This is a genomic window from Gilvibacter sp., from assembly GCF_013214815.1.
Taxonomy (GTDB): Bacteria; Bacteroidota; Bacteroidia; order Flavobacteriales; family Flavobacteriaceae; genus Gilvibacter.
Map to the genome: position 1 here is coordinate 1 of NZ_JABSPU010000039.1, position 25669 is coordinate 25669.

14 protein-coding genes are annotated in these 25669 nt (G+C 43.5%); 1 reads left to right on the forward strand and 13 read right to left on the reverse strand.

Annotation, left to right across the window (positions count from 1 at the left end):
* From HRT75_RS09065 to HRT75_RS09125, 13 genes are all read right to left on the reverse strand, one after another.
* Window positions 1–776 (reverse strand): LacI family DNA-binding transcriptional regulator (locus HRT75_RS09065; protein WP_291185490.1); only part of this gene is annotated, 776 nt, incomplete at its 3' end.
* 300 nt (window positions 777–1076) lie between these two features.
* Complete coding sequence (locus HRT75_RS09070) at window positions 1077–2726, reverse strand: solute:sodium symporter family transporter (protein ID WP_291185493.1); 1650 nt, start codon at window positions 2724–2726, stop codon at window positions 1077–1079.
* Between the two features lie 106 nt (window positions 2727–2832).
* Window positions 2833–3699, reverse strand: a complete 867-nt coding sequence (locus tag HRT75_RS09075; RefSeq protein ID WP_291185497.1) for a T9SS type A sorting domain-containing protein — start codon at window positions 3697–3699, stop codon at window positions 2833–2835.
* A gap of 36 nt (window positions 3700–3735) precedes the next feature.
* Window positions 3736–4500: a glycoside hydrolase family 16 protein gene (locus HRT75_RS09080; protein ID WP_291185500.1), complete on the reverse strand. Its 765-nt coding sequence runs from the start codon at window positions 4498–4500 to the stop codon at window positions 3736–3738.
* Window positions 4501–4503: 3 nt separating this feature from the next.
* Entirely contained in the window at window positions 4504–6789 is a 2286-nt protein-coding gene (bglX, locus tag HRT75_RS09085) for a beta-glucosidase BglX (protein WP_291185503.1), read from the reverse strand.
* A 9-nt stretch (window positions 6790–6798) separates the two neighbouring features.
* Complete coding sequence (locus HRT75_RS09090) at window positions 6799–8445, reverse strand: glycoside hydrolase family 16 protein (protein WP_291185505.1); 1647 nt, start codon at window positions 8443–8445, stop codon at window positions 6799–6801.
* A 9-nt stretch (window positions 8446–8454) separates the two neighbouring features.
* Window positions 8455–10563 (reverse strand): hypothetical protein, encoded by a 2109-nt coding sequence (locus HRT75_RS09095; RefSeq protein ID WP_291185507.1) that lies wholly within the window; start codon window positions 10561–10563, stop codon window positions 8455–8457.
* Window positions 10514–12001 carry a RagB/SusD family nutrient uptake outer membrane protein gene (locus HRT75_RS09100; protein ID WP_291185509.1) on the reverse strand — a complete coding sequence of 496 codons (1488 nt, stop codon included), beginning with the start codon at window positions 11999–12001 and terminating at the stop codon, window positions 10514–10516. The genes HRT75_RS09095 and HRT75_RS09100 overlap by 50 nt, the downstream gene beginning before the upstream one ends.
* Before the next feature lie 4 nt (window positions 12002–12005).
* On the reverse strand, window positions 12006–15032 hold the full coding sequence (locus tag HRT75_RS09105; protein ID WP_291185512.1) for a TonB-dependent receptor: 3027 nt from the start codon (window positions 15030–15032) through the stop codon (window positions 12006–12008).
* A gap of 255 nt (window positions 15033–15287) precedes the next feature.
* Window positions 15288–18092 carry a triple tyrosine motif-containing protein gene (locus tag HRT75_RS09110; protein WP_291185515.1) on the reverse strand — a complete coding sequence of 935 codons (2805 nt, stop codon included), beginning with the start codon at window positions 18090–18092 and terminating at the stop codon, window positions 15288–15290.
* Between the two features lie 262 nt (window positions 18093–18354).
* A complete protein-coding gene (locus tag HRT75_RS09115) occupies window positions 18355–20343 on the reverse strand; it encodes a thioredoxin family protein (RefSeq protein ID WP_291185518.1) in 1989 nt (662 codons plus the stop codon).
* Window positions 20331–21638 carry a tRNA lysidine(34) synthetase TilS gene (gene tilS / locus HRT75_RS09120; protein ID WP_291185521.1) on the reverse strand — a complete coding sequence of 436 codons (1308 nt, stop codon included), beginning with the start codon at window positions 21636–21638 and terminating at the stop codon, window positions 20331–20333. The genes HRT75_RS09115 and tilS overlap by 13 nt, the downstream gene beginning before the upstream one ends.
* Before the next feature lie 45 nt (window positions 21639–21683).
* On the reverse strand, window positions 21684–22991 hold the full coding sequence (locus HRT75_RS09125; RefSeq protein WP_291185523.1) for an anthranilate synthase component I family protein: 1308 nt from the start codon (window positions 22989–22991) through the stop codon (window positions 21684–21686).
* A 34-nt stretch (window positions 22992–23025) separates the two neighbouring features.
* Between HRT75_RS09125 and HRT75_RS09130 the strand changes: the two genes are divergently transcribed.
* A partial coding sequence (locus tag HRT75_RS09130; RefSeq protein ID WP_291185525.1) for a TraB/GumN family protein occupies window positions 23026–25669 on the forward strand: 2644 nt, incomplete at its 3' end.

Consider the following 25669-nt stretch of genomic DNA (forward strand, 5'->3'; position numbering starts at 1 on the left):
TCGTTTACCGCAAAAATCGCATCCAGGTCGGAATTCTGTTCTAGGTAATTTCCAATGGCAGCTCCCAAGTCCTCGCTACGAGATACAGAGTCCATATCATCGTCTAACTTGAGGACCAAATCCGCATCTTCAGGAAAATTGGCATCCTTCAAAGCTTTTTGATATCCCATATAGCGCAGTTTACCAACATTTACGTGATCATTGGTGGTAATGATTCCAATACGCTCACAGCCTTGATCTACTAAATAGCTCACCGCCGTGCGCGCTCCGCGAACATCGTCTACCACAACTTTATCGGTATCAATATCCGGAAGATCTCGATCAAAGATGACAATGGGCATTCCTTGATTCATGGTTTCTCTAAGGTGATGATAGTCTTTCTTTAAAAGAGTTTCTTTAGCGACGGAGATGATAAACCCGTCAATACTGCCATTGGCCAGAGTATCCATATTGTGTACCTCCTTGGCAAAGGATTCATCAGAAAGTCCAATAACCACGTTGTATCCACGTGCATTGGCCTCTTGTTCTACTCCTTGAATAACGGTTGTAAAAAAGTGATGTACAATTTCTGGAATGATGATCCCTATGGTATGGGCGCGTTGGTTTTTAAGACTCAAGGCGATGTTGTTAGGCTTGTAATTGTACAAGGCCGCAAAGGCTTGGATCTTTTTACGCGTCTCTTCACCAATTTCATGGCTGTCCTTTAAGGCTTTGGAAACAGTAGAAATAGATACCTCTAATTCCGAGGCTATCTTTTTAAGGGTCATTTTTGGCATAGGCTACACTCTAGGATTCTAAAAAGCGCTAAACAATTGATAATCACAGAACGAAATATCTAGAATATGGCAGCGATAGCCTCTATATATTTCGAAAGTGTTAAAATACGTAAACTTATCAACACGCAAACGTTTTCGTAGGTCTTTATCCTTGCTACGGACTTTGCAGAGCCAATATTTAGGCTACTTTTACTTTCAAGGAAGTAATAATAGCATCTATTAGTGAATTTTAACCCTTCAATGGGTCGCTATTATAGTTGATATTAAAAAAAGGGCGCTCGTAACAGAGCGCCTTTTTTGTTATTGGAAATATACGTAGGTACTGATCACAATGATCACTACGACCGCTCCTGCAAGCTTCACATGCTTCCAAGGCTCAATCTCTACTTGTTCCGTATACTCTTGCTCATAAGGTGTTTCTCTAGGCTTGATCTTACCTATGGCCAACATGATCAAGGTGTTGAGTACAAACAAGATCGCCATTACGTGTAAGAAATGCGGATAAGCGCCTGCTTCGATTGCTGCAAGTTGTTCTGGATCTGTAATTCCATTAGCAGCTGCATCCTCTAAGGCCGATCCCACAAAATGAGGTTGCAAAATGAACTGACTTAGGATGTATAGCAAAGAGCCTGATAACAACCCGATCTTCGCGGCAATGGCTGGAACTCGCTTAGTCAAATAACCAACCACAATGATGGTTAGAATTGGAATGGAGTAAATTCCATTTACCTCTTGGAGGTAGTCAAATAAAGATCCTGCATTGGCCAACTGAGGCGCAATGAACATAGATGCAAGAGCTAGGATAACCCCAAAGGTCTTACCGTTCTTGACAACGGTCTTCTCATCAGCATCTTTGTTGATGTGTTGTTTGTAGATGTCGATTCCGTATAGGGTAACCGAACTGTTCAAAACAGAGTTGAATGAACTCAAGATCGCCCCAAATAGTACGGCTGCGAAGAATCCAAGCCAAGCGGATGGTAATACGGCGTTTACCAAACGTGGGTAGGCCGCATCTGCTTGGTCCAATCCGCCTTGAAAATAGTGGAAGGCAATGATTCCAGGCAGTACTACAATGAGAGGACCCAATATTTTAATAAAGGAGGCGAGGATCAAGCCCTTTTGCCCTTCTTTTAAGTTTTTTGCGGCTAAAGCGCGCTGAATGATCTGTTGGTTGGTTCCCCAATAGAAGAGCTGTACCAACATCATTCCTGTAAAAATGGTAGAGAACGGGATCGCACTAGTGTTGCTTCCCATGGCATCAAATTTCTCTGGATTGGCTTCTGTAAGGGTTGCCCATCCGTCCATAACACTTCCATCACCGATGGCCATTAAACCAAAGATCGGAATTAACAATCCACCAATTAATAGTCCAATAGCGTTAATGGTATCCGAAACGGCTACAGCTTTCAGGCCTCCAAATACGGCGTAGATGGAACCAATAATACCGATACCCCAAACACAGATCCAAAGCGCTGCGGTATCAGAAACACCTAGTAATTCTGGAATTCCAAACATATTGGAAATTGCAAGTGACCCAGAGTAAAGGATCACTGGAAGAAGTACCACTACGTAACCGGTCAAAAACAGTCCTGAGGTCAATGTTTTTGTGGTAACATCAAAACGGCTGGCCAAGAAGGTCGGCACAGTTGTGAGTCCACCTTTTAAATATCGAGGTAATAAAAACAAGGCCGTGACCACTATTGCGATCGCAGCGAGAGTTTCCCAGGCCATTACCAAGATTCCTTGGTCGTAGGCAGAACCGTTAAGACCTACAATTTGTTCTGTAGAAAGATTGGTTAACAAAAGTGAGCCAGCTATGACTCCAGCGGTAAGACTTCGTCCACCTAGAAAATAACCATCACTGGTACTTTCATCGGTTTTTCGGGTTGCAAGATAGGAGATGACACCCACCATTAGGGTAAAGCCTACAAAGGATACAATTGCTAGCATAGTTGTTGAATATTGGTTGATAAAAACTTGCCCAAACGGACTAGTCTGGGCAAGTTAATAATAAAAATGAAGAACGTTTAAGTTCTTAGTTGTTGCCTAAAAAAGACTATCGCTTAACGATTTTGATCTGCTGCTGTCCAGCGTCAGTAGTAACAGTTGCAAAGTAAACACCTGTCTTAAGACCAGCTACGTTGATTGCAGAGTTTGTTCCGCTTAGTTTCTGGCTCAACACTTGCTGTCCAAGTACGTTGAAGATAGCGATATCGTTTTGCTGAGTTTTGGTTTGTACATTAAGCACATCGTTTGCAGGGTTTGGATATACAGAAAGCCCTACTAGTTCAGACTCGTCTACGTTAAGAGCAACTGCTCCTACAACTACGCTTCCAAGAGCTGCTTCGTCTGCTGGGTTTGCGTTAGGTCCAGATACTTCAAATCCGAACTGTACTTGTCCATCAGCTGCATCAGTTTCAGTCATGGTCATAGAGAATACACCAGCTTCTGTAATTGGCAAAGTCATTTCACGTAGTAAAGCAGAGAAATCTGCGTTGAATACACGGATAAAAGCAACTACGCTGTAGTCAGAACTCAAAGTATAGCTCTCTACACCACCGGTAAAAGTCTGCTCTCCACCAAGTCCAGAGTTGTCTCCTACAATAGTGTTAGCTCTCATGAACTTAGCACCTTCTCCTGTAGTTTGGTTCACCCAAAACGGATCGTCTGGGTTGTCAGCATAAGTGTTGAAGTTTGGCTGAAGCGTGATACGCCCGTCAGCACAGTTTACAGTTGACTTAAGATCTCCTACACCCCATCCAGAGTTGAATACAAAAGTTGTTTCGTCTAATTCGAAAACATTCATGAATCCGAACCAAGCGTCTCCGTCAGCTCCAGCACAAGGATCTACTTCGATCGTTGTTTGTGCATTACTTGTGAACATAGCAAACATAGCTGCTAATAGTAAGTAAGTTTTTCTCATCACATTTTAATTTAAATTAATAATCACGTTTCAAGTTTAAAAATTGTACACCTTCACATAGTCCACGACAAAATCCTGAGGGAAGATATTATCATCTACCTCAGGGCCGCCAAAGTGTCCTCCAATTGCCATATTCATGATTAAATAAAATGGCTTATCAAACGGCCAGGTCTTAGCGTTTTTCTCCTTGGGTTTAAAAGTGTATACTTCTTTATTGTCTATATAAAAACTAATCTTTTCTGCAGTCCAATCCGTGCGGTACACGTGAAAGTCGTTCTCCACTCCTGCAATATGAGTTTGTTTGGAATTGATGGTCGCGCCAAAGCTATCTGGCGTATGTAAGGAGTTGTAGATCACTCCAGGTTGCTTTCCAACGTATTCCATAATGTCGATCTCTCCACAACCGGGCCAAGTATTGGTGTCAATATCGTTACCCAATAACCAAATTGCTGGCCAAATTCCTTGACCTTTCGGAAGTTTAGCTCGAACTTCAATACGCCCGTATTGGAATTCCATTTTACCTTTAGTTGTGATGCGCGCACTATTGTAGACGCCATCTTTTTTGGTAGCGGAAATAATCAGATGTCCGTTGTCCACAACTGCATTGGCCTTGTTGTAGATCTGACGTTCATTATTACCCCAGCCACAAAGGTTTGGACAGCCGTCACCCAGCTCGTAATTCCAATAAACCTCGTTGAGGGAATTGCCGTCAAAATGCTCTTCAAAGACAAGCTTATTGGAGGTGTGTCCGCAGCCTGCTAAAAGCAATAATGCCGATATGATCAAACTAATTCTCAACATATATTATCTGGTGAAGTCTACACTGTATTCTGTGGCAGAACTACCACCAATGAAAACGCGATACATACCGTCTTCTACGACAAACTCACCATCATTGTCGTAGAAGCCCAGTTCTGTATCGGTAAGTGTAAAACTAATTTCTTGGGATGCTCCTGGAGCTAGCTCCACCATCTCAAAGCCTTTCAATTCGCGTACTGGACGCGTCACAGAAGCGGCTACATCTTGAATGTAAAGCTGTGCAACCTCTTTTCCTTTTATCGCTCCGGTATTGGTCAAAGTGAAGCTCACTTTAAACGTGCCGTCTCCATTAGGGTTTACTGCCAGTCCTTCATATTGGAAGGTGGTATAACTCAGTCCGTGACCAAAAGGATATAAAGGCGCATTGGATTCGTCCATATAATGCGACCAGAACACCAAGTTTGGCGCAGGAATCACCGGACGCCCTGTGTTTTTATGATTGTAATAGATCGGGATTTGACCCTTGTCTCTTGGAGTGGTCATCGGCATCTTTCCGCTTGGGTTATAATCCCCGTAAAGCACCTGAGCAATCGCGTTACCGCTTTGGGTTCCCAATTGCCAAGCCTCAACGATGGCTGGAATGTTCTCATCAGCCCAAGGCAAAGCCAAAGGACGACCATTTTGCAATACCAGTACAATGTTGGGATTTACTTCATATACCGCCTCTAGCAGTTCTTGCTGAACTCCTGGCAGGTCAATATTTACTCGACTTCTTCCTTCTCCACTTTGCCATCCTACTTCTCCGAGATTCATGATCACTACATCGGCAGCACGTGCAACGCGACGCGCCTCAGCGAATCCGCTTTTATCATCTTCATTGATTGCCGTTTCCATAACAAAGGAGTTCTCTCCTACAGTAACAGTGGCACCTTCTGCATAAGTGATGGAGTTGTCTGGGTAGGCCGCCAAACCTTCTAACAGTGTGACTGCAGTATTGTCATCAGCGGCAATTCTCCAACTACCCAGAGGGGAGTTTTTGTCATTGGCAAACTGACCGATCACGGCGATGCGTTGCCCCGACTTTTTCAAAGGGAGTAGATTGTTTTCATTCTTCAGCAGGACAATCGATTTTTTGGCCATATCCAATACGGCCTCTTGATGTTCTGCTTTACCAATAGTTTCTTGCTCACGAGTTTCATCACAGTAACGATAAGGATCCTCAAAAAGTCCCAATTCATACTTTACGGTAAGAATTCTGCGAGCAGCATCAGTGATATAGGCCTCGTCAACACGTCCGTTACGCACTAGTTCAGCTAAATGCTCTACATAAAGGTAAGATTCCATGTCCATGTCAGAACCTGCATTCGCTGCAAGTTCCGCGGCATGTTTTCCGTCTTCTGCATAACCGTGAGGAACCATCTCTCCAATAGATCCCCAATCAGACACTACAAATCCTTGGAAGTCCCATCTTCCTTTAAGAATCTCACGTTGCAAGAATCGATCCCCCGTAGCTGGGATCCCGTTAAGCACATTAAAACTGTTCATAAAGGTCTTTACATCGGCATCTACGGTGGCCTTGAATGGGGGTAGAACAATATTGTACAGCGTGCTGGTGCCAAAATCGGCAGTGTTGTAATCTTTTCCGCCTTCGGCAAAACCATATCCTGCAAAGTGCTTGGTACACGCCGCTATGGTAAAGGGATCTGAAAGGTCATCTCCTTGAAAGCCCTTAACACGGGCAACAGCTATCAAACTGCCCAAGTAAGGGTCTTCTCCTGCTCCCTCCATAACGCGTCCCCAACGAGGGTCACGTCCGATATCGACCATGGGAGCAAATGTCCAGTTAATTCCAGATGCCGCAGTTTCTGCTGCAGAAACTTCCGCAGATCTGCGAATAGCTTCCATATCCCAACTTGCAGATTCTGCCAGAGGGATTGGGCTTAGGGTCTTATAACCGTGGATCGCATCAAAACCAATGATAAGCGGAATTCCCAGACGGGATTCTTCTACAGCGATCTTTTGTACGGCCTTTACATTTTCTACTCCGCGAACGTTGAGCATGGACCCTACCCAACCTTTACGGAGGTGTTCGTATTTTTTATTTGCGGCTTCGTCACCTGCGGGAACAGGTCCTGTCACGTTCCAGAAGCCGTTGTATTGATTCATTTGACCGATCTTCTCTTCCAAGGTCATAATACTCAATAACGAATCTACTTGAGCCGCGTAAGGACTGTCGCTATTGGAAGCTCCAGTCGCGGATCCGGATTCCGAATTACAGGCCACAAAACTTACGGCCAAAAATAATATCCCTAATAAAGCTGCTCTTTTCATTTTGGTATATTATTGATAAACGCGGATGTAATCGATTTCAAAAGTGGACTCCACAAATGCTGGGTCAATGGCGCCTCCAAAGGTTCCTCCCATGGCAACATTGACCAATAAGAAGAAGTCTTTGCGGAACGGTACTGCATCAGAGTTCGGGAAGCTCAGTCCCACTACATCATTCACGTAGAAAATTATCTCATCTTCAGTCCATTCTAAGGCATAGATGTTAAAGTCATCAGATACCCCTGGAGTAGGTGTACTCTCTGTAATGGCATCACCTCCTGAATTTCCAGGGAAGTGCAAGGAATTAAAGATCACGTCTTGGTTATTCCCAACGTGCTCCATAATGTCCATTTCTCCAGCACCTGGCCAAGGATTGGTATCAATGTCTGCACCTAGCATCCAGAATGCAGGCCATGTTCCACCACCAGTTGGCAATTTGGCGCGCATTTCAACACGGCCGTATTGGAACTCGAATTTATCTTTAGTGATCATTCGTGAAGAAGTGAAACCGGAGCCTTCAAAAGCCTCCGCTCTGGCGGTGATCTTAAGCATACCGTCTTCTACAATTACGTTCTCCGGTCTGTCTGTGTAGTACTGAGCTTCTCCGTTACCCCAGCCACAAAGCTCAGGACAACCGTCTCCAATCTCAAAGGTCCAGTTACCATCACAAGGGGCTCCAGGCACGTCAAACTCCTCTGCCCAAACAAGGACATCGTTGTTTCCGCTTCCTACATCTCCTGTAGCGCCACCGGCACAACTCGGAGCTCCTCCACCACCTTCTGGTACAAAGGTGTGATACCAAGCCAATTGGTTTCCTGGCGGATCAAACGGATCTTGCAGACCTCGTACTACCAATTTATTCTCAGTTAGCTCAATGATCTCGTATTCATTAATTCCAGCGATGTAGGACAAAGTACTTCCAGGAACAGTCAAGGTTGAAGTTCCATCTGCCTCAATAAGGGCAAAGTTGGTTTCTAAAGCGATTTGATCTGAAATGTCACGACATTCATCCACAAACTCTCCCGGACTGGCATCAGGGAAGAAGCGCTTTACCTCTGTCCAGTTGATAAAAGTTGCATCGCCAGGATTCAAAGTGTAAAAGAATCCTCCTGAACCGTCAAAGCTGAAGGTTAAGGTATCGTCATATAGACAAGGATCCAATTGATTTGGCGCTGCGCTAAAGAAGTTTGGAAAATCTACTGCAGGATCACCCACTCCAAAGTGGCCACCAGAACCTGAATCCCAAACCCAAGTTTTGCTACCGTCACCGGCTAAGGCAAATTGTACTTCAGGGTCCAGAGTTAAGATTACATCCAGTTCTGCAGTGAGTTGCAATGAGCTGGAAGCCCCTCCTCTGCCGAAGGCCACTACAACGATCTCTCGTGTGTACTGGCCCACTTCGATATAGCGAAAAGTGGCTTCCTGTCCATTACTAACAACTACGGGGTCAGAATCAGGCTCAAAAAAGACATGAAAATTAATGGCATTATCTGCCGTTGGTAAAACACTAACTATGCCTGATTGGTCGCTGGCAACCGATAGTTCAACTTGCAAATTTGATGGTGCAGTGACGTCTCCGAAGGCTACATCGTCTTCTTGACATCCCTGAACACCCAGAATCACTGTGATGATGAAAATAAACTGATAAATACGTTTCATAGTAAGTTTTTAAAATGCAAGTTGTATGTCGTCAAAATAATACGTGGATCCATCTCCTGGTAGGTCTACGACAAACTCAAAGAAGATGATCACACGGTCATAAGTTCCTGTTGGACTCAATGGGGCGAAATCCCAGGTCAAGGTCTCCCAAGTGTCAATGACATTGGTGTTTACGTCTAATTCCACAAATTCGCCAGGATCTGCAGAGTTTTCCAGTTTTAATCGCACTGGAATGCCCGCCTTAGGCGAATAAGTATTGATGGAGATCATTTGTGTTGCGGAAAAATCTACTGGTGTATCAAGCTCTACAATTGTCCCTGCAAAGAATTGCGCTCCAACTGTCTTAATAGTTCTAACAACAGTAGCACTGGTGTTGATACCTCCTGGAACAGCATTGGCCTCTACGGCAGAATCAGCACCTTCAAATCCAAATACGGTATAGGTGAGATCTGGATCTTCAAAATCTACAGGCAATTCAACGCCTGGATCACCTCCGGCAAGATCCAATTCAATATCATCAAAGTAATAGGTAGATCCATCTCCTGGTAGATCCACGATGAATTCGTAGAAAATGATCACTCGGTCATAAGTTCCCGTAGCTCCGGTAAAGTTCCAAACCAAAGTCTCCCAGGTATCGATGACAGTTGTGTTTACATCGAGCTCAACAAACTCACCAGCGTCCGCAGAATTCTCCAGCTTCATACGCACTGGAATTCCAGCCTTTGGTGAGTAACTCTTCATGCGGATGCTAGTAGTCTCGCTAAAGTCGATAGGCTCTCCTAATTGTACGATGGTTCCGGCAAAGAACTGCGCTCCTACCGTTTTGGTAGTACGAACCACATTGGCACTGGTGTTAATTCCTCCAGGTACAGGGTTGGCTTCTCTGGCCGACTCAGCGCCTTCAAATCCAACGATACCGTAGTCTAATGTATCGTCTTCAAAATCCACTGGAAGTGTCACTACTGCTCCAGTAGTTACGTTGGCCTGTTCAATATTGTCATAGTAGAAAATATCTCCAGCTCCAGTGTTTCCGAAGTCAAAGAATACGATCACTTTAGAATATTCTTGGGTAAGATCAGCTTCTGAGAAATCAAAACCGAGTTGCTCCCACTCATTAGTCGTAGTGGTAACGGCATCAATCTCTGTAGCAATTGCAGGGTCATCTGCGTTCTCTAATTTCAGTTTTACTGTGGATCCAGCCAAAGGCGACCACACATCAATAGTGAAGCTTTGGAAAGTACTGAAATCAATAGGGTCTCCTAATTGCAAGATGGTTCCTGCGAAAATATCAGCCCCATCTTCTTTAAGGAATTCAGCAACTTTTGCACTTGTGTTGATTCCAGAAGGATCTGGATTATCAATCACTTGGCTTTGCGCTCCTGCAAAATCTGTAAAGTTGTAATCAATGGTTTCTGACTCAAAGTCGATCGGCAATACAATTGGATTGCTGATCTCAATGGTCACGGTTTCTTCTGCCGTTGCCGCACCACCACTTAAAGCCACTACGCGTACATCGTAAAATCCTACATCCGCATAGGTATAGGAAGCAGACTCACCCAATCCGAATGGAGTTGGCTCTTCATCAGCCACCTCACCAAAGAAAACTTCAAAACTAGCAGCGAAATCTGCTGTGGCAGATACTTCAATTGTAAAAGCGTCTCCGGTTTGTAGCACATTTACCGTTAGGTTTTCTGGCGCGCGGAAAGCAACTACTACCTCTACATCTAAAGTGGTGCTTTCACCTTCTAGATTGAAAGCAGTTAAAGTAGCAGTGTAAGTACCTTCTGCATAAACGTGAGTGTCTTGTTGCCCTGGCGTAAGCTCTTCACTAGAACCGCCTCCATCACCGTACTCTATTGTGAAAGCAGAAGCTCCTGTTGCAGTTGGTGTAAAGGTTACAGTTCCTGAATTATCTTGAGCAAGAGATACTGATAAACGCAGGTCTTGTGGCTCGGTTATTTGATCCAAAAAGTCTAGATCACGGTCCTTATCACAAGCACTAAATACCAGTAAAAAGAGCACAGTCAGCGCTCCAAGTGGCTTAAGGGTTTTCATCAAATGCTTCATATTAGTATCCAGGGTTTTGTTCCCAACGGTTACCGGCCAATTGGATTTCAATGGCTGGAATTGGGAATAATTCGTGTTTACCGGTTTGAAAACCGTCTATTTCTGTTGCAGCACGCCCAGTTCTAACTAGATCAAAGAAGTGGTGTCCTTCTCCAACCAATTCCAAACGACGCTCTAGGTAAATGGCTTCTGTTAGCGCACTTCCTGTAGCGGTCACAGGACCTAAACCAGCGCGATCACGTACTTCATTCAAATACATCTGCGCAGTTACATCAGAACCACCTCCGCGGTTGTGTGCTTCTGCCGCCATTAAGAGCACATCAGCGTAGCGAATTGCTCTGTAATTATTAGGGTTGGTCAAATTTTGATCTCCAATGTTGGAATCTCCTTGACGGGCTATATACTTTCTGTTGTAGAATCCGGTATGCTCAAAGCCTTCAACCCAAGAGACTCCTGCGCCTCCGTTAAATCCGGCATTTTCCTCAGCAAACAATTCTATATTCAAGATCCCTACATCGCGGCGAAGATCACCGTCTTCATAAGCATCATAGGTTTCTTGTGTTGGTACATTAAAGCTAAAACCAGAGTCGTAAAGCGGTCCACTAAAACTTCTGATTCCATTAAATCCGACAGCTACGTTTCCTTCACTACACTGCAAGCAAACAAAGCTAGCTCCTTCTACGTCCGTATATTGGATCTCAAAGACAGATTCGGGTCCGTTCTCTCCTTCATTCTCCCAGATCTCTGCAAAATCAGCAACTAAAGAATAAGTCCCCGTTGCGATCAAGTCATCCAAGACCACACGAGCCTCGCTGAATTTATTTTGGAATAAGAGCACACGTCCAAGCAAGGCCTGAGCAGCACCGCGGGTTACACGGCCTGGCACGTCTTGCACTACCGGTAGATTTGCAATAGAGAATTCAAGATCATCTTCTATCTGTGCATAAATAGTGGCTATTGGAGTACGTTCTATGGTCGCCTCATCTCCGAAGAGAATACGCTGATCTACCGCAAAAGGTACATCACCAAAGAATTTCACCAACTCAAAATAGTAATACGCTCTAAGGAATGTGGTTTGTCCAAGAACGTTGTCTTTTCCAGAAAACTCCAGGTTGTCTTTAAACTCCATAATGAAGTTTGCACGATTTACCCCAGCGTACATCCAAGCCCAAATGTCTTGTAATTGTCTATTGATTGGCGTGTGACGCATATCGTCGATCTCTTGAATACCTGGAACATCGATGGCACTTTCACCACCTGCCAAGGTATTGTTAGAAGCGATCTCGCCCAACATCACGTTGATGTAAGAGCTTTGAAGCAAGTCATAAGCAGCGATCAAGGCTGCTTGGTAATCCTCTTCTGTATTGAAGAAGTTCTCTGAGTTCTGATCCTCTGAATCTACATTCACAAAATCATCGCTACACGCTGCAAAGCAGAATACCACTAAGCAAAACGCAAAAACTGATCTTAAAAATTGAGCTGTATTCATAATTTTAATATCTGATGTTTAGACCTACCAAAAACTGTTGTGCTGACGGATAGAAACCTTGATCTATCCCTGCAGTCAATCCATTGCCGTTAGAGGCTGTTGGGTCAAAACCTGAATATTCGGTAAGGGTGAATAAGTTTATAGCAGACGCATAAATGCGCAGTTGTTTAAGTTTGAGTTTTTCCAACCAGGAGTCCTTCAAAGAGTATCCTACTTGAAGATTCTGCAGTCTTAAGAAAGACCCGTCTTCCACGTAGAAATCAGAGAACACCGTGTTCAATGTCGCAGCATTGGTCACACGCGGGAAGCTGTTAGAGGTATTTGGTCCCGTCCAACGTGAAAGTGATGTAACCTGACGGTTGGTCAACTGTTGATTACGTTCGTAGTTGCGGACGATATCGTTTCCTAAAGTTCCAAACGCATAAGCATTGAAATCCCAGTTCTTGTATTCAAAAGACAAATTCAATCCGAAGGAAAGATCTGGGAACGCATCACCAATATTGGTGCGGTCTTCATCATTGATCACCCCGTCTCCGTTCGTATCTACAAAACGAATGTCTCCAGGCTGTGCGCCTTCTTGCAAGGCATGAGCATCAATCTCGCCTTGATTTTGGAAGATGCCGTCGGTCTGTAATCCGAAGAAATATCCCAAAGGCTGTCCGGCTTCCATTCTAGAGATGAACTGATCCTGCCCAACACCAAAGGCAATTGGTCCAGGAATGAATCCATTATCGCTTTGTACAAAAAGCACCTCGTTTTGAATGAAAGTAACGTTTCCGCTTACATTGTATTTAAAGTCTTCATTGATCTCGTCTCTCCAACCCAATTGAAGCTCGACCCCTTTATTCTCGACAGAACCTGCATTGATAACAGGTGGAAGACCACCAGGACCGCTAGCACCAAGTACACCAGAAACTGGTGCAACTACCAACAGGTCGTTGGTACGACGGTTAAAGTAATCAACCGTGAAGTTCATACGGCTGTTAAAGAAGCGCGAATCAATACCAATATTATAGGTCTCTTGCTCTTCCCATTGGATCTGTGGATTTGGTAAACGACCCTGTGCACGACCAAAGGTGAGTTCTTCATTGAAAACGTACACCCCTTCTCCATTCAACAGAGAAACGAATCCGAAGTCCGCAATTCTATCATTACCGATGATCCCGTAAGACGCACGTAGCTTAAGGAAATTCAACCAGTCTGTGTTTTCCATAAAGGCCTCGTCAGAGAGTACCCAACCTGCTGAGAATGACGGGAAGTATCCAAATTTATTTCTCGGTCCAAATTTGGTTGAACCATCACGTCTGATCACAGCAGAGAAAAGATATTTCCCTTTGTAATCGTACTGTGCACGTGCAAAATAAGACAGCAATCGCGCATCAAAGGTGTTACCGCCGTTCGGGAAGTTGTCAATTACATCACTGGCCTGAGCAATGGATGCATTGGCCACGTCGTTGTCAATAATATCAAAACCGGTCTGTCCTGTAAACTCTCCAACGGTTTGGAAAACAGAGGTACCGGCCGTTACTTTGACGTTATGCGCGTCATTGAAGCTTCTTTCATATTTTACAAAAGCGTCAAACGTATAATCTTTAAAGGTATTTAGGGATTCCCCTACAGCACTTCTTTCAATATTGAAAACTTTACCCGCTCCGTAATCGACGATCGGAGAAAAGAACCAGCCTTCAACTTCTGAATAGTTACCTTGGAAGCGCGCCTCTGCTGAGAATGCATCTAGGAAATCGTAACGCAAACCTACGCTGCCCCCAATTTTACGGGTTCTTCCTCGGTTAAATGTGTTTTCAATTTGCGCAACCGGGTTGATCACCTCGTTTCCTAGGCCTTCCGCTTTAGTGAATTCTCCGTTAGCATCACGAACCGCAAAGGTTGGCGCGTTATTAATAGCATTGTAAAGGACGGATCCAATAGTGTTCTCTAGAATTCCTCGCCCTTCTACATCAGAGTAGATAGCGCTTGTAAATACATTGAAATTTTCTAAGAAGTCAAGGTTGTAATTCAAACGAGCCGTTTTACGCTGAAAATTTGACTTTTCTCCTCCACCGACAATACCGTCTTGGGTTAAATAGGAAACACTAAAGGAATAGCGCGAGTTTTCACCACCACCATCACCGGATAACTCAATGCTTCCGATGGCGGCCGTTTTAAATACTTCGTCCTGCCAATCTGTTCCTTGTCCAAAGCCACTAACGTTAGTAAAGGGCGGTTGACTTCCACCATTGGCAAAGGATTCATTTACCAATAGACCGTATTCTGTCGCATTGAGCACAGGCAACTTCCGTGTGGTATTTTGAAAACCTGCATAAGTATTTAATGCTAGCGACAGTGGCTGGTTCTTACGTCCAGATTTGGTCGTAATAAGAATAACTCCGTTGGCCGCACGCACACCATAAATACCAGCAGTCGCATCTTTTAATACATTGATAGATTCAATATCTGTTGGATTCAGCACGCTTAGATCTTCAATCACGTTTCCGTCTACCAAGATCAATGGTCTTGAATCTCCGTTAGTACCAATACCACGAATTCTAATGTTCAAAGCACTTCCAGGTGCTCCAGACCCAGAAGTTACCTGAACCCCAGCTACCTGACCTTGTAAGGCTTGTTCAACACGTTGTGGCTTTAATTCTTCAATAGTTTCAGAGGACAGCACCGCAACGGCTCCTGTAATCTCTTTTCGTTTTTGGGTACCATAACCAACTACAACTACTTGGTCAAGCGCTTGTGCGTCTTCTTCCATAGTTACATTGAGCGTACCCGCACTACTAACAGTGCGTGTTACGGTCTTAAAACCTAAATACGTGAACTCTACAACGGATCCTTCCGGAACGTTTTGAATCTCATAATTACCATCAAAATCTGTAATGGCTCCAAGATTTGTATTTTGAACTACAACATTAACGCCTCCCAATGGGATGTTCTGATTGTCGTAAACTGTTCCATTGATGTTGAGTTGCTGACCCGAAGCGGTCAGGATAAAAAAGCCGAAAATTGCGGTAACGAGCAGTTTCATAAATGTACTTTAATATTACATCCACTAAATTACACCACTACAATAGCGAATTCTCAATTTGCACCCCTACAAAATATATACATGCTAAAATTTTAACATTTAAATTGAAATATTGATAATTATATTTATTTAAAAATCTGATTTACAGTTACTTAAATATTATGCTATAAAGGCCATTCGGATAAGATAGCACAGGTTTTGGTTAATATTGTATAGGTAATGTTGAGGGTATTTTAACAAATAAACGCCACAACATTAAATGGAAAGAATGTGATCTACAAGATTAATGCCCGTTGGCAGTTCCATTTTTTTGCGGAGTCGGTATCTACTAATCTCTACGGAGCGCACAGAAATGTTAAGTAGTGGTGCAATCTCTTTAGAACTTAAATTGAGCCTCAAATAAGTACATAATTTAAGGTCATTTGGGGTCAGCTTTGGATACTTGTTCTTTAAGGTTTTGATGAAATCCTTGTCTACATTATTGAATGCCTTTTGAAACAATTCCCAATCACTGGAATCATTCAAATTCTCTTCGATTATAGACTTTACACGCTTTAACAGCGCTCTTGCGTCCTTCTCGTCAATTTTATCCAAGTCTTTCTTAATGCCTTGCAAGGCTTCGTTCTTCCGAGCCATTCCCATCGTTGCTGTGGCCAATTCTTGGTTCTTGCTGGCCATATCTCGCTCTAGATTGGCATTTTTTAACGCAATGCTCTGCTTTTCATTTTTCAAGCGCTCTAATTCTAATTGCCGATTGTTCTCGCGCTCAATCTTTTGTTTTTGCTTTTTATAACGTCTGCGGTATACTTCATTGACCACCAACATAGAAATCAAACCGAGTACTACATAACAACCAACCGCCCAGTTCGAGGCATACCAAGGCTTTGCAATGGTAAAACTCATTCTGGCGGTATTAGCCGAAGAATTCAAGCCAACACGGGATTGTGCCTCAAGGGTGTAGCTGCCCGGTGGCAGATTCTCGAAAACCACATTGTTATCTTCGCTCCAAGAACTCCACTGTTCTCTAAAATCAAGTAGGCGGTATCGGAATTCTTTGTTGAGATAAGTATCGTAATTAGGAGTATAGAGTTTGAGATGCAAACTGTTAAAGCCAGATACGAAATCCGTATCCTCGGCAGCTATATCGCGCCGCTCCCCTTTCTCGCTCAACATATAACCATTGCCGATATATACCGTATTGAGTCTAGGGACAAAACCGGAGATGTCTAAATTGAGGTATCCGCTAGTGGTGCCTAAAATATGGTCTCCCTCAATGGTATTACCCACTTCTTCAAATCCAATGACTTGATTGCGGATATCTTCTGAGAGCGAGATGTTTTTCATTACTATAGAGCGCCCAAAGGAACTCGGTCCGTAGATCTTGATCTGATTGGCTCCAAACAACCAAAGGTTTTCCTGTTTGTCCACGTCCAATTGACCAGTAACATATTGGTTGTCTAATTGGTAGGCTGAAGAGAGTAAACTGTCGCGTTGAAATTCAGAATTACCTTCCTTAACATATACGCCAGATTCTGTGGCGTAAACCAAGCGGTCTTTGTAGCGCACCATCCCTGAATTCTTCCCCAACGGAAGCGCAATATCCCTTGTAGTTTCTGTGATCGCTCGCTGCTCTAGATTTAGTTTTAATCTATATACACCTTTATACTCGTGATTGACCCAAAGATCTCCTGAGGAATCATAAAACAGAAAACGTGCGGAATAACCAAAACCATCCAGTACTCCAGCAAATTCCCAGGTATTGTTGTTTTTTGTCAACAAACTAATGCCTTGATAGTTCCCTACTAAGATCTTATCAGGGGCATCATTTACCGCTAAAAAGGTCCAACTCCCGGAATGATCGGAAAGCATCTTTGCCGAAGTCCCATCTATCAAAAAGGTTCCATCATTATGTGCGCAAAACAAGGCGTCACCTATGCGTTGTAATTCCCATACTTGCCCATTGGTGCCGTCAACTCGCCTGAAATCTTCATTACTGTTAGTCGATCTGTAGAACAATCCTTGATTGGTACCAAGATACAATCGACCTTCATGCTCAACTGCCGTGTAAACGCTTCCAATAGCTCCATTTATATCGGTATATATCTTTAGAGGCGCATTTAGATTCAATACATCGATGCCATTGTCTAAACCTGCCCATAAGTTGTTATCCGCATCCTCATAAAGCGCTAAAATCGTATTGTTGGACAAGCCGTTGCGCTGATTGAACTGCGTGAGTAAGTTTCCTTGACTGTCCAGGATCATCAAGCCATATGCGACGGTTCCAATAGCAAAATTACCGTTCTCTAACTGGATAGCAGCATAAACTCGCAGATCACTGGCCATGGTATCTAACGCTGTTGGCCAAGGGGTGTATCCTTCCGGAGTCAACCGATAAAAACCAGAAGTTTGACTCAGCATCAACGTTCCAGTACCGGTCGGGAATAAGGCCACAACACGATCCTTGTCAAAGTCTGAAAGATCTTGTGTGGGCTGAGCCAGTTGTTGATCGATCCTGTAAAAATCCAGTGCATTATCCTGAAAGTAAAAGGTGTTGCCCTGACGATACATCTTAAAAATTCCCGGAGTTGGTACCGTCTCTATAGTCGCAGTGCGCGTATTGTAAATATAAATCCTGTCTAAGGACTGGAATAAGACCAGATCATCTACTTGTTGTATGCTCCAGAATTGTTCGTCCTCAACAAGCCTCCCTGCAATATCCTTGCTGATGGAAGTGTACTGATAATGGCCCGTATTGTCTTTTTCCCAGTAACCAAACTCCATATAACAACCTGAATAAATACGCTCGCCAATGGCAAGAACAGAGCGCATTATGGTCTTATTGGGAGAATTGTACAGTGTCCAGTTGTTCCCGTCATAATGAAGCAGTCCTTCATTATTAGCGAAGAATAAATTGTTTTGAGTATCCTGAGTTATACTCCAGTTTTGGTTTCCTGCCTGATAGTTCTTGGAAGTAAAGGCTTTGATCGGAGGAATCTCCTGACCAAAACTCAGCGCCACCGTCAGTAAGAAAAATAATACGCAAAACCGTTTCAATCTCATAAATTGTGAAGTTACCAAAAATGGCGGACTTAGTCCTTTTTAAGTCCTTGAAAAATACGTGGAAATACGTATAGGATTTACGTGAATCCCACATTAATTTTAACCAATTAAAAAAGCGTGCTTTCGTCGTTACAATTAATAATTTTTTGTGGGGATGAATTTTTATTAATAGGCAAAGCACGTAACTGAAGCTCTAGGGCTTCAATCTTTGCTAAGTTAGGTTTGTCTAAGCACTCTTGCACCTCGTGTTCAGAGTGCTTTTTTATTGATTGAAAATAAACTTGAGGGAAGGTTTCTCTTTGAATTTCTCTAAACCTTGTTTTAGCCAAGCTGCGTATTCTGAAGCATCTGGAGTGTATCCAATAGGCGTATTTAACAGGTTAAGGTCAGCATCCATCAGCACATAATAAGGCTGAGAATTATTCTTGAAGTTGACCGTTTGAAAGGTGGCCCATTTGTTTCCAATATTGCGAATGGACTTTAGTGATCCGTCTTGACGAACAAAATTAAACTGCTCAGTCTCTGGCAGCACCTCGCGGTCATCTACGTAAAGTGAGAGCAAAACATACTCATCATGCAATAAGGATTTGACTTCTGGTTCTACCCAGACCTGCTCTTCCATCTTTCTGCAATTCACACACGCCCATCCAGTAAAATCTATGATGATTGGCTTTTTAAGGCGTTTTGCTGCTGCTACGCCCTCTTCAAATGTGGTATAGGTGTGTTCTCCATGAATGTCTGAGATCTCCTTGTCATAGACGCTGTAGAACATCGGTGGAGCAAACCCACTCAAGACTGGTAAATTGGATTTAGGTGGATTGGGAATACCCAAACTCATGTATCCTGCAAAAGCCACAAACAGTACCCCTAAGATCACAGGAACTGCTTTTCGTTTTCTGGGTCCGTCATGCGGAAACTTTATAAATCCGAACAAATAAGCCGCTAAGGCTAAACTCAACAGAATCCATGTACCTAAGAAGACTTCTCGCTTGAGCAAGCCCCAATGAGATACCAAATCAGCGTTGCTTAAAAACTTAAAGGCAAATCCGAGTTCCAAAAATCCTAGAACCACTTTAACGGTGGTCATCCATCCGCCGCTTTTGGGCAAGGAATTCAGCCAGTTTGGGAACATGGCAAATAAGGCGAATGGAAGCGCTAGGGCCAATCCAAAGCCTGCAATTCCATAGGTAAGCTGCCAAGCGCCGCCATCAGAGGACAAGGAGTTCCCCAGAAGGGTTCCTAAAATCGGCCCGGTACAACTAAATGAAACAATAGCCAAGGTGATCGCCATAAAGAAAATACCCAGGACTCCGCCAAGGGAAGTCGCCTTTTGATCCATTTTAGTTCCCCAAGAGCTCGGCAAAGTCAATTCGAAATAACCAAATAGCGAAAAGGCAAAAACCAAAAAGATCACAAAGAACACCACATTCAGCGTCACATTGGTCGATATAGTATTGAGTATTTCTTCGTTGATGGAATCCAAAACGTGAAACGGCACACTCAACAACACGTAGATCAGAGCTATAAACAGTCCGTAAAGCACGGCGTTTACAATGCCGCGTTTTCTGTTTTCTGATCCCTTAGTGAAAAAAGAAACGGTAAGAGGAATCATTGGAAACACGCATGGGGTTAATAAAGCGATTAGACCTCCAAGGAATCCTAGCAAAAAGTTCTTCCAACCTGAGTTTTGCTGTTCGTTCGTTTCTAAAAATTCTGTGTTGCCCATCTCCAAGACCAAAGCATCTGTGAGCTCTTTGTCCTTTGCTGAAGCCTCAGGATTATCAATAATTTCAGTACCTCCAGGCACTTTTAATGGAATAATGGCATTTTCAAATATGCAGCGCTCTGCGTCACAGGATTGATAATCTACTACAACGCTTAAAGGAGCGCCCTTTTTGTTTTGCACCAGACTTTGTGTAAAACGTGCACTTCCCTCATGAATCCCGATCTCCATTTCAAAGGTCTCGTCATACTTGCGTTTCACCTCGCTTTCCACAACATCTTCTATCACGGTATAATCTCCTTCAGCAAACTCATAGGAGATCTCCGTAGGAATTGGCCCACCCTCGTCCATATAATAGGCGTAGGTATACCACTCTGGGATAATCGTCGCATCCAAAGTAACGCGAAGGGTATCGCCATTCTGCTGGTTTACTTCCGCAGTCCATTTGATGGGATCAGTGACCTGAGCCTGAGTGGTAAAGGCCAAAAGAACTAGAAGAACACTGTATAAATATTTTAATCGCGCCATGTAATCTGAAGCAGGTTTTTGGTGTTGTTGCTGACTTTAAAGCGATCATCTGCCCGATGACCAACCACCCAAACTATCTTGGAGTCGCTGCAAAGTAGCCATATTTTTTCTTTTTCCAGTCGTGATATTTTCTGGTTGATGAAGTAGTCACTGAGTTTCTGTGAACCTTGCATTCCGAAGGGAAAAAAACGGTCCGCCGCTTGCCATGTTCTAAGCTTTAAGGGCCAATTGAGCAAATCTGCATCCACAATAACGGTGTTTTTATCACAACTACTTAGCTCTTTGACCTGCTTAAAATACAAGTCAATGGGCAAATGATCCGTTTGTTCTGCGGAATCAATCGTATAGTATTCAAATGATTTACTGCTGATGGACTGTAAAATCAACAATTCCCGATCATTGAGCAATTCATATTCATCCGTACGGACCTCTGTGCCAGATTGGCCTTTTGGCAATCGATATACTGCATCCCAATCCGTAAACCCAAAAGGACTCAATAATTGATACAACACTCCATTCGGCGAATTCACCTTGGAAAGCGCAGTCAGATCAATAGTCAATCCATTTGTCGTAGCATTCCAAACGACTCCTTCTAAGCCTTGCACATAGGCCGAGATTAGATCATTGGCTTGCTGCAAATGTTGTTGTGTTTCCCTAAGTTTATCAGTAATGTTTGGAAATACCTCTTTGAGCGCAGGAACAATTGTCAAGCGGACTTGATTTCTCAAATACGCCTCTGAGGCATTAGAACTGTCTTCTCGCCATTGCAGATCATTGGCTTTAGCATACTGCAAAAGCGTATGCCGATCAAAATCCAACAGCGGACGTAAAATAGTTCCATTTTGCCGAGGAATGCCCTCCAGACCCTTAACACCGCTTCCTCTACTCCAATTCATCAAGAAAGTTTCTAAAGCATCGTCTGCATGGTGTGCGGTCATGACATAGTCATAACTGTGCGCATCACACAATTCATCAAAGAAACTGTAACGCAGAGCTCTGGCCAACATCTGCAAAGATTCCTTAGTGGTCTCGAGCATGGTTTTGGTATCAAAAGCAACATCGTGCAACACCAAGTTGTGCTCTTTAGCGAGTTGCTTCACCAATTGATGATCTGCATCGCTTTCATCACCTCGCAATTTATAATTACAATGCACCACAGCGATATCAACGGATTGCCTACTCATAAGATCCAAAAGCACGCAACTGTCCAATCCTCCGCTAACAGCAAGCAAAATACGCTTGCCCTCAAGGCTGGGTAAAATCGTTCCGAATTGTGCTGAAAAGGAATCGAGCATGCGCAAAGATAGGATAAGCCAGCTAATGGTTTTGTTAAGGCTTATCTAAGAATTATTCTCCAGAACTTCCCGCATGGCCTTGGCCTTTAGCAGACATTCTTCATATTCATCTTTGGCATTAGCCGCTGCTGTGATGGCTCCGCCGACTGGAAAACTCAAATAGCCCTTTTGAGCATTATATAATATGCTTCTGATGACCACATTGAAATCAAAATCGCCTTTAGGGTCAAAATAACCAATGGCTCCGCTGTAAACCCCGCGTTTAAAATCCTCTTGGGCTTCGGCGATCTGCATGGCAGCTACTTTTGGCGCACCCGTCATGCTTCCCATGGGAAAGGTAGCTTCAATTAGCCCTACACTGTTTGTATTTTCAGGAACCTCTGCCGCTACAGTGCTTATGAGTTGATGCACCTGTTTAAAGCTGTGCAACTCACAAAGCGCTTCTACCTGAACAGTTCCAGGAACCGCTAACTGGGAAAGATCGTTACGTACTAAATCTGTGATCATAATATTCTCACTGCGTTCCTTGGGATTATTCTCAAGTGCTTCTTTTAAAGCAAGATCTTCTTCTGGAGTAGCCCCGCGTTTCGCTGTTCCTTTGATCGGTTGAGATATCACTCGTACACCAGTGCGTTTTAAATAGCGCTCTGGTGAAGAGGATAGTATGTAATTGTCGTCAAAACGCACAAAGGTGCTAAAAGGAGCTTCTGCTATGGCGTTGAGTTGGTCGTAAATACGCCAAGGATCCATGGTAGCATCCATAGCATAGAATTCTTGACAGAAATTCGTTTCATAGATATCTCCGCGTTGCAAATGATGCTGAATCTTATCAAAACGCTCGAAATAAGTGTCTTTGGTGGTTCTCAATCGCACCCGAATCGACTGCTCAGTATTGGTGTTTTCAACAGGCCTATCGACAACGGTCGCCCGGATGCCTTGGAGATCTGGGATAATTAGATCGATTAAATCCTCGGGATAACTGAAACTGCAGATCTCCCCCTTTAGAATGATCAAGCGCTGTGGAACTACAAAATGCAGGTCAGGAAATCCTAAAACATCGGTGTTGTTAGAGCTCAGGTTCTCCAATTCATTTTTGAGATCGTAACCCAAATACCCAAACATCCAATCGGGATGAACTTCTCGAAAGTCCTTTAAAGCTTGAAAAGCGGAACCTGCTTGGGCGGACAATCTCGCCAACGATCCTAGGGCAAACGCGCAATCAAATTCGGCGTCTTTGGAATCTTCAGTGTTGGAGTCCAAACAAACCACCTGATCAAATTGCCTGCTCCATTCAAAGAGTTGTTGTTTGAATCGCCCTGGGGATTCTAATTTAAATCGGTAAGTTTTCCTCAAGAAATAGAAATATTATGCCCTAAAATTACTATTATTGAGTGTTACAAATCCCTTTATTTATAAACAATTGAACTACCTGCGCTCTTCGGCCAGCAAATCTGGTCTTTTACCGCCAATTATACTTTGTTTATTAACCGTTTTCTCCGCCTTTGGACAAGACAGTGGGCATCAGTTGCTGTGGAAGATCAGCGCGGCAGATAACTCTCGTGTTTCTTACCTCTACGGAACCATGCATTTGCAAGACAAGCGGGTATTTAACATCAGTGACTCGCTACTTCCTGCTATTAAGCGTTCTGAGGTGTTTGCTTTGGAGCTTCACCCGGACAGCATGACCAGCTATATCGATGATGAGCTCTCTGAGGCTTACAAGGAAAATATCTACAAGCGCATACTCTCTGAAGAGGATTACAAAAGATTGGATGATAAATTCATGGCTGCCAAAGGGATGGCCTTGGAGGACTATTACACGTTCAATCCAGACATCGTTGAAGCGGCCTTAAACGATGTAGAATACGGAACCAAAGACATGCCTAACTTTTTGGACGGCTACCTCTACTCCATCGCTTTTCAAAACGGAAAGATCATTAGCGGCTTGGAACAAGTAGAAGATCAATTAGAACTGCCGGAAGAGATTGATGATGAGGTCTTAAAAAAGCGCATTTTAGAGATGATCGAGGTGGGTCCGGATCAATATCGGGAAACGGTGGAAAAGATGATCACCCTCTACAATTCTGGAGAGATCAACGCCATTCACAACTTCATTTTGGAGAACGATCAATACGATGACACCATGGTGCGTCGCAACAAGGTTATGTTAAGCAGTATGGTAGAAATTATGAGCGATAAGAGCTTATTTGCCGCTGTTGGAGCTGCACATTTACCAGGAGATGAAGGATTGATCAATTTACTGCGCAATGAGGGCTTTAAGGTAGAAGCTGTAGCGGTTACCTTCAACAATTCTGACAACTATGAAGATTATCAACCCGATCCCACCGGTTGGTTTGAAAACAAGCATCCCAAATACGGCTTGACCCTGCGCACGCCTATCCAACCAGAATACTACCAAAGAGATCCACTGCTGGTCTATTACACACCCGATCTGCTCTCTGGTTTGACCTTTGCCTATATGTTAAGCGAGGAACTGCCCATGCCCGTGATCTCCGAAAAGAACATCAAGGGATTTTTGGCGGATTATTTCTCAGACGATGACAACACAGAATTAAACATTGTAAGCGAGCGTGAATACAAAATTGACGGACAGGATTTCTACGAATGTGTGGTTAAGAACTCAGACGATGAATTTCTCCGATTCGCCATCAATGTGGAGTCCGAGCAGTTTATGGCCTTTTTGATAGAGACCACAGAAATGGGCGTAAACGGCGGCAGTGCAGATGCCTTTTTTGAATCCATAAGCCTTACAGAACCGGATCCAGATGCTACCTATCAAGGAGAATGGCGTCGCTACACCAACGAAAAAGGCGCATTTAGTGTGGAGATCCCTGATGTGGAAATGCAGGATATGGATCGCGAAGTAGAGAATCCTCTGGACCCTGAAGGAGAACCTTATTTTATGAACATTGATTTCATTTCTGACCCTCAGTTAGATTACAACTACTTGATTCGATATAATGATCAACCCGAAGGTTATTATTTGGTCAATCAGGAAGAAATCCTAGAGACTCTAGGGGCGGAATTACGAGCTGGAATTGAATTGGTTGGAGAGCCCTATAAATTTGAAGAACAAGGCGTTAGAGGCTTTATCGCTTATTTGAACTTCTTTAATATGTACAACGGAGTATTCAAGTTTTACTTCCGCGGTAACAGAAGTTATGCCTTAATGGCACAGGCCAAGGAAAAAGGCGCAGAAGTAGATCCTAACTCTCGTTTCTTTACCAGTTTTAAGTTGGAGCCCTTTTTGGAGGACGAGGTTTCAGATTTCGAATACGAGGATCTGTTCACCATGCAATCTCCTGCTGCCTTAACGCTCTTCTCTGAAGAAGAAGGCACCGATGCCGACGAATTCCTATACACCAAATCTTATACGGCTACCTCAGCCAATTCCGGCGGATTATATATGATGGAAACCAGCAAATTGAATCCACTGTATCGCACTAAGGATATTAATGCCTACCTGGATACAGCCCTGGTGGATATTCTGGAATACCAAGACTCTATTGCAGAAAAAGAGTTGATCAATATCAACGGAATACCGGGCATCAAAGCCCGTATTGTGAACCCTAACAGTAATGTGCAACAGTTCATTCAAACCATGTATGTAGATGACCATTTGGTTCAGCTATATACTTGTTTGGGACAAGACGAAGTAAACCAAGGCCTGCAGGACTTCTTTTTAGAGTCCTTCAAATACACGCGTAAAAAGCCAAAAATGGACGTGCGCGCATCTAAAACGAAAGAGATCGTGGCTGCACTGATGAGCCCGGACACTTTACAGGTTAAGCGAGGGCAAACGGCGCTTCTCTATCACGATTTCAGCACAGAGGATGTAGACCTTTTGCTGACTGCTCTTCCCTACAAGGCCATTGAAATAGAAGGATATGAGCTGAACAAAACGGATTTGATCGTACCGATAACCAAATACGGCAACAAACGACATATGGAAAAGTTGTTGGATTACTACCGATTAGAATCCACCGAAGAAAATATCAAAGAGGAGATCG

Excerpts from the sequence above, each read along its gene's own strand:
- HRT75_RS09070 (WP_291185493.1), bottom strand. The coding sequence starts at position 2,726 with ATGCTAGCAATTGTATCCTTTGTAGGCTTTACCCTAATGGTGGGTGTC.
- HRT75_RS09075 (WP_291185497.1), bottom strand. The coding sequence starts at position 3,699 with ATGAGAAAAACTTACTTACTATTAGCAGCTATGTTTGCTATGTTCACA.
- HRT75_RS09080 (WP_291185500.1), bottom strand. The coding sequence starts at position 4,500 with ATGTTGAGAATTAGTTTGATCATATCGGCATTATTGCTTTTAGCAGGC.
- bglX (WP_291185503.1), bottom strand. The coding sequence starts at position 6,789 with ATGAAAAGAGCAGCTTTATTAGGGATATTATTTTTGGCCGTAAGTTTT.
- HRT75_RS09090 (WP_291185505.1), bottom strand. The coding sequence starts at position 8,445 with ATGAAACGTATTTATCAGTTTATTTTCATCATCACAGTGATTCTGGGT.
- HRT75_RS09100 (WP_291185509.1), bottom strand. The coding sequence starts at position 12,001 with ATGAATACAGCTCAATTTTTAAGATCAGTTTTTGCGTTTTGCTTAGTG.
- HRT75_RS09105 (WP_291185512.1), bottom strand. The coding sequence starts at position 15,032 with ATGAAACTGCTCGTTACCGCAATTTTCGGCTTTTTTATCCTGACCGCT.
- HRT75_RS09110 (WP_291185515.1), bottom strand. The coding sequence starts at position 18,092 with ATGAGATTGAAACGGTTTTGCGTATTATTTTTCTTACTGACGGTGGCG.
- HRT75_RS09115 (WP_291185518.1), bottom strand. The coding sequence starts at position 20,343 with ATGGCGCGATTAAAATATTTATACAGTGTTCTTCTAGTTCTTTTGGCC.
- tilS (WP_291185521.1), bottom strand. The coding sequence starts at position 21,638 with ATGCTCGATTCCTTTTCAGCACAATTCGGAACGATTTTACCCAGCCTT.